At 39.3% G+C, this 4,414-nt stretch carries 6 protein-coding genes; 3 read left to right on the plus strand and 3 right to left on the minus strand.

Features of this window, described 5'->3' with window-relative positions:
• From ACYTXL_RS25665 to ACYTXL_RS25675, 3 genes are all read right to left on the minus strand, one after another.
• Positions 1-665 (minus strand): cobaltochelatase subunit CobN (locus ACYTXL_RS25665; protein ID WP_461927157.1); only part of this gene is annotated, 665 nt, incomplete at its 3' end.
• A gap of 224 nt (positions 666-889) precedes the next feature.
• Positions 890-1,723: an ATP-grasp domain-containing protein gene (locus tag ACYTXL_RS25670; protein ID WP_461927158.1), complete on the minus strand. Its 834-nt coding sequence runs from the start codon at positions 1,721-1,723 to the stop codon at positions 890-892.
• A gap of 260 nt (positions 1,724-1,983) precedes the next feature.
• Complete coding sequence (locus tag ACYTXL_RS25675) at positions 1,984-2,805, minus strand: hypothetical protein (protein WP_461927159.1); 822 nt, start codon at positions 2,803-2,805, stop codon at positions 1,984-1,986.
• 134 nt (positions 2,806-2,939) lie between these two features.
• On the opposite strand from ACYTXL_RS25675, the gene ACYTXL_RS25680 reads away from it, so the two are divergent.
• The 3 genes from ACYTXL_RS25680 to ACYTXL_RS25690 are packed head-to-tail and all read left to right on the plus strand — an operon-like array spanning position 2,940 to position 4,254.
• A complete protein-coding gene (locus ACYTXL_RS25680; protein WP_461927160.1) occupies positions 2,940-3,851 on the plus strand; it encodes a metallophosphoesterase family protein in 912 nt (303 codons plus the stop codon).
• A 5-nt stretch (positions 3,852-3,856) separates the two neighbouring features.
• Positions 3,857-3,988, plus strand: a complete 132-nt coding sequence (locus tag ACYTXL_RS25685; protein ID WP_461927161.1) for a hypothetical protein — start codon at positions 3,857-3,859, stop codon at positions 3,986-3,988.
• 26 nt (positions 3,989-4,014) lie between these two features.
• Positions 4,015-4,254 carry a hypothetical protein gene (locus ACYTXL_RS25690; protein ID WP_461927162.1) on the plus strand — a complete coding sequence of 80 codons (240 nt, stop codon included), beginning with the start codon at positions 4,015-4,017 and terminating at the stop codon, positions 4,252-4,254.
• Positions 4,255-4,414: the final 160 nt, after the last annotated feature.

The following is a 4,414-nucleotide window of genomic DNA, read 5'->3' on the forward strand; positions in this document are numbered from 1 at the left end:
GAGGTGGATGAACAAGATTCTAACTCTCCCTCATCCCCAATTTCCACTCCGATTCGGCTACGCTCACGGCAAGCCCACTCCGATTCGGCTACGCTCACAGCAAGCCCACTCGCCACTCCCCATTCATACAATCCCACACGCGGAATTGGCCGGGGTGGCGCGGGATTGTATGCAGTTGACAAGCAAGTGTCGGCGATAAATTGCAGAGCATTAACGAAATTTTCTACGCCGCCTTCGCTAAAATACTGCCATATCTGGTTAACAACACCCAAAGGCACGGTAGACAGGGAAATTAAATCGGGATCAAAAGCGTCGTCCCCTGGCATTACAATCAGGTTTCTACCATTACGTTGCACAATTTCCTGCACTACTTCTAAGCCATAACCCCAATAGGAACGTCCTCCTAACAGGCGCAAAATAATTACTTGGGCAAGTTCTAAAACTTGCTCTCCATAAGTATCTACACTTAATTGTTGCTGCAACTGCAACAGATTAGCGACTCTTAACGCCGGGAAGCTTGCAGGTAATTTTGTCACCGCAGCTGCCAAAGTTTGAATGTCGGTATCAGCAGCCGTAATCAACACGAAAGGCGCGGGAGTTTGTTCTAGAAAAATTAAACCCTCTGACTGATTCCATCCACCCGATGTGCTACTTATACGATGCATAATCCTTTATTACCGTTTTAAACTGTTGGTTGGGAATTTCCAAAAAATAAATTATCCAAATAAACAAAAAACATCCAAAATTTTCTTGTGGGATGGGTGTCCTCACCCGTCCCATATTCAAGGCGGGCAGGATGCCCACCCCACAAGAAGCATAATTTATTTCTTGGAAGTTTCTTATTAAATAAAACTCTATCCCTTTATCGCTAAAGTATTCTGACTTCTGTTTATTTTGATGCTAGGCTAATTAGGATTTTTTCAAAAACTTTCAACACATGCTCATTTCCATTGTCTCTAGTGAAAATGGTAAAATTGGGGTTAGAGTTGATTTCAATTAACCAATATTGGTTATCTCGGTCTAATACGATATCTAAACCACCATAATCAAGGTTTAATTCTTCAAAAACTGGTTCAGCAAAATTAGCAATCTCTGACAATATTTGTGGATTGTTGACATACTTTGCTTTCGCACCATCCCAGTGTAGAGGACTGAGATTACCGACAAATTTTGCATCAGTTATATCTTTTTCATAGAGCAAAACTAACTCTTTATTTAAGAAAACCGCTCTATATTCAGATTTAATGTGAATAACTTCTTGAGCAAGAGCGACATAATCATACTTTTTAAAATTGATATTGAAAATTTCTTTTAAAGCAGTTTCAATTTCATGTAGATTCTGACATAAAAAAACGTTATGTCCCCTCGCACCAGAATTCCTTTTAACTATCACTGGAATTTCAAAATTTTCTTTTATTTCTAATACGATATCTTGAATAGTTGGGAATTTTAAGTAAATTTTATACTCGATTTCACAAAAAGGAGAAAGAAAACCTAATGTCCGAGGAAGTTTAACTTTTTTATTTAAAACATGGTAAGTGTATTCTTTGTCTTTTATAAGGTGGGCTACTGCTTGATTAATCAACGGAGTGCTGTAGTTGCAAAAATAATGGGGTTTATTATTGAGTTTTATTTTGATTAAGTTTTCAGCAGGATGAATAATTTCATAGCTGATGTTTAAGTTTTCACAAGCTTGGAGCAATAGCGAAATGTTGTCTAACATAAATACTTAAAGTTCAACTTCCTAAGAAAGTTTTTAGATGAATTCTTATGGGAGCATCTCAATAAGTGTAAAAAGCCTTGTAAAACCTCACCCGAACCCTCTCCTTGGGTTCGGAGAGGGAGCAAGAATTTTCTTTCTCGTCTGGTATATTTGCAAAACTGAGATGCTCCCAATTATTACAAAACTGAATTACGAACTCGTACTGAGCGCAGTCGTTGGCGCAGCCTCTCGTAGAGAAGTATTACGAACTAGGAATTATTTTAACTTACTGTTTGCCGTTTAAAAATCACTATCTCATTACCAACAACTGGGTTACGCGCTATCAGCCTATTTTGGGAGTCGATAATTTCTAAATGGGTAAAATCAAGTTCTTGAGAGCGTTGTAATATCTTAGCAGCTAGTTTGTCCTGCTGAGATTCTTTGAGAGTGTACCAAGCGTCACTAATTTTGACAGTTAGATTACTCGTGCGGAAGTTAGCTTGAGTTGACTTTATCAGACCAGAGGCAATGCGATCGCTAATTTCGACTACCTGATTTTCAATAGCCGCAATTAAGGCTTGTTCTGGTGTCAATTCTCTGGTTGGGGTTGGCGTGGAAATTGGTTCTGCTTCCGGTTTCAGTTCTGGCGGCGGCGTAATTTCCTCTGGTGGCTGTAGTTCTGGTGCAGTTAACTCCGGTGGAGGAGTTATCGTTGGTGTCGGTGCAGGAACCTCCGCAACTGGGGGAACTATTGCTACTTCAGTCGGTTTCCCAGTAAAGATAGTCGTAGTTGTCCAAACAAGAATTACAGCAATTCCAGTCACAATTCCCGTCAAAGCTGTATCTGATAACTTTGTTGACAAATTTGATGGTAAAAACAAGCGGATTGTCCTTAACAGTCCACCCCATCGCAACTGAAGCTGCTGGAAAAAACTGGGTGTTTCCTCACTACCAGGTGGGGGTGCTGTCTCCAGTTTCTCCACCGTTACTTCTAAAACTCCAATCGTCCCTTGCAGAAGTTGGATAATTTTAGCCTTCCAAATTGGCTGAACTCTCTGGTAAGGTTTTTGGAGAGGTTGATTTAGCTGTTCATCTTGTGACATGGAACTTTCACCAAAAGCAGCGAATCAAAGACAAACAACGTACATTATTAATGGTGCTGCCTCTTTTGCCTTAATGTATCACTTCATTGCTCATTGTTTCCGCTAAACTGACTATTTATTAAATTTGGTGAATTATGAACCTGAAACGCCGTCAATTTTTAAGTAGCCTCACCGCCTTTGGTACAGGATTTTTCGGCTGGATGTTAGTTCGTCAAAATCATCAAAGTGCTGAGATTATCGATTCAACAACAGCTATAGCCGCCAACCCAGCCAAAAAAGACTTGTTATTACGTTTTGTATCTGTGGCTGATACGGGGACTGGGGCTAAAGGACAGTATGCTGTGGCTGGAGCGATGAATGCTTATCACAAGCAAAATCCTTATGATTTAGTCGTTTTAGCTGGAGACAACATTTATAATGACGGCGAAATTGAAAAAATCGGCGAAGTTTTTGAGCGTCCCTACCAAGCTTTGCTAAAGCAAGGTGTGAAATTTCAGGCTTGTTTAGGTAATCATGATATTCGTACTGCTAATGGTGATCCACAAGTCAAGTATGTCGGTTTTAATATGAAGGGACGTTACTATACATTTCGCCGTGAAACTGTGCAATTTTTCGCTTTAGATACTAATAGTAATGCTGATTGGGAAAACCAGCTAAATTGGTTACAAAAAGAATTAAGTCTTAGTAAAGCTCCTTGGAAAGTGGTGTTTGGACATCATCCGATTTATTCATCGGGTGAGTATGGGACTAATCCAGATTTTATTAAAACTTTTACTCCTCTATTTCAAAAATACGGCGTTCAACTTTACATCAATGGCCACGAACATAGTTACGAACGCACTCGTGCTATTGATGGTACAACTTATTTAATATGTGGCGCAGGTGCAGGCCAGCGTCCTGTAGGACGTTCTGAGTGGACAGAGTATTCGACCAGTGATTTAAGTTTTGCTTCTTATCAGGTGTATAAAGATAGAATTGAAGTAAGTGCGCTCGCTACTGATAATCGCGTTTTTGATAAAGGTATTATTCAATTAAAATCAGCGTAATTATTATGAAAGTCAAGCTCTTGAAAATGCAATCCTTCCGTGGAATCGGTGATTTTACGCTTGAGTGTCATTGTGTAGAATGCGATCAGCTTGCTCCGATGCAGGCGATCGCTTTAATTCAGTTAAAATATCCTTAAATTTCCACACTTGAGGTGCTATAGAGATGGCCACCCTTAATCTCAATATTGAGCAAGTCATAACACTGGTAAAGCAACTAGCAATTCCAGAGCAGCTTATGATATTGCAAGCCATCAAAGCAGAGCAAGATACTTGGTGGCAAAATAGACTTGATTACGGAGAGCTACAAATGCGCTCTTTGAGTACAACACAGGGACTCAACTGGGATATTATGACCGAACAAGAGCGAGAAGAATTTATAGACAATATTTTGCACAAGCAGTAATGACCTCTTATATCAGTAAACCAAAAAGTTTTTCCCAAAGAGCGATCGCTAATTAAGTATACTTAGTTTAACGTGCTATAAGCTACTTATTATATAATTAATAGTTATATTTTTTTGAAAGGGTTAAAAAAATGAAATGATGAGAGTAGTGTGTAGTATA

The organism is Nostoc sp. (genome assembly GCF_054880495.1).

What these genes read in the sequence shown, in the direction of transcription:
- ACYTXL_RS25685 (WP_461927161.1), top strand. Translation starts at nt 3,857, where the DNA reads ATGAAAGTCAAGCTCTTGAAAATGCAATCCTTCCGTGGAATCGGTGAT.
- ACYTXL_RS25670 (WP_461927158.1), bottom strand. Translation starts at nt 1,723, where the DNA reads ATGTTAGACAACATTTCGCTATTGCTCCAAGCTTGTGAAAACTTAAAC.
- ACYTXL_RS25675 (WP_461927159.1), bottom strand. Translation starts at nt 2,805, where the DNA reads ATGTCACAAGATGAACAGCTAAATCAACCTCTCCAAAAACCTTACCAG.
- ACYTXL_RS25680 (WP_461927160.1), top strand. Translation starts at nt 2,940, where the DNA reads ATGAACCTGAAACGCCGTCAATTTTTAAGTAGCCTCACCGCCTTTGGT.
- ACYTXL_RS25690 (WP_461927162.1), top strand. Translation starts at nt 4,015, where the DNA reads ATGGCCACCCTTAATCTCAATATTGAGCAAGTCATAACACTGGTAAAG.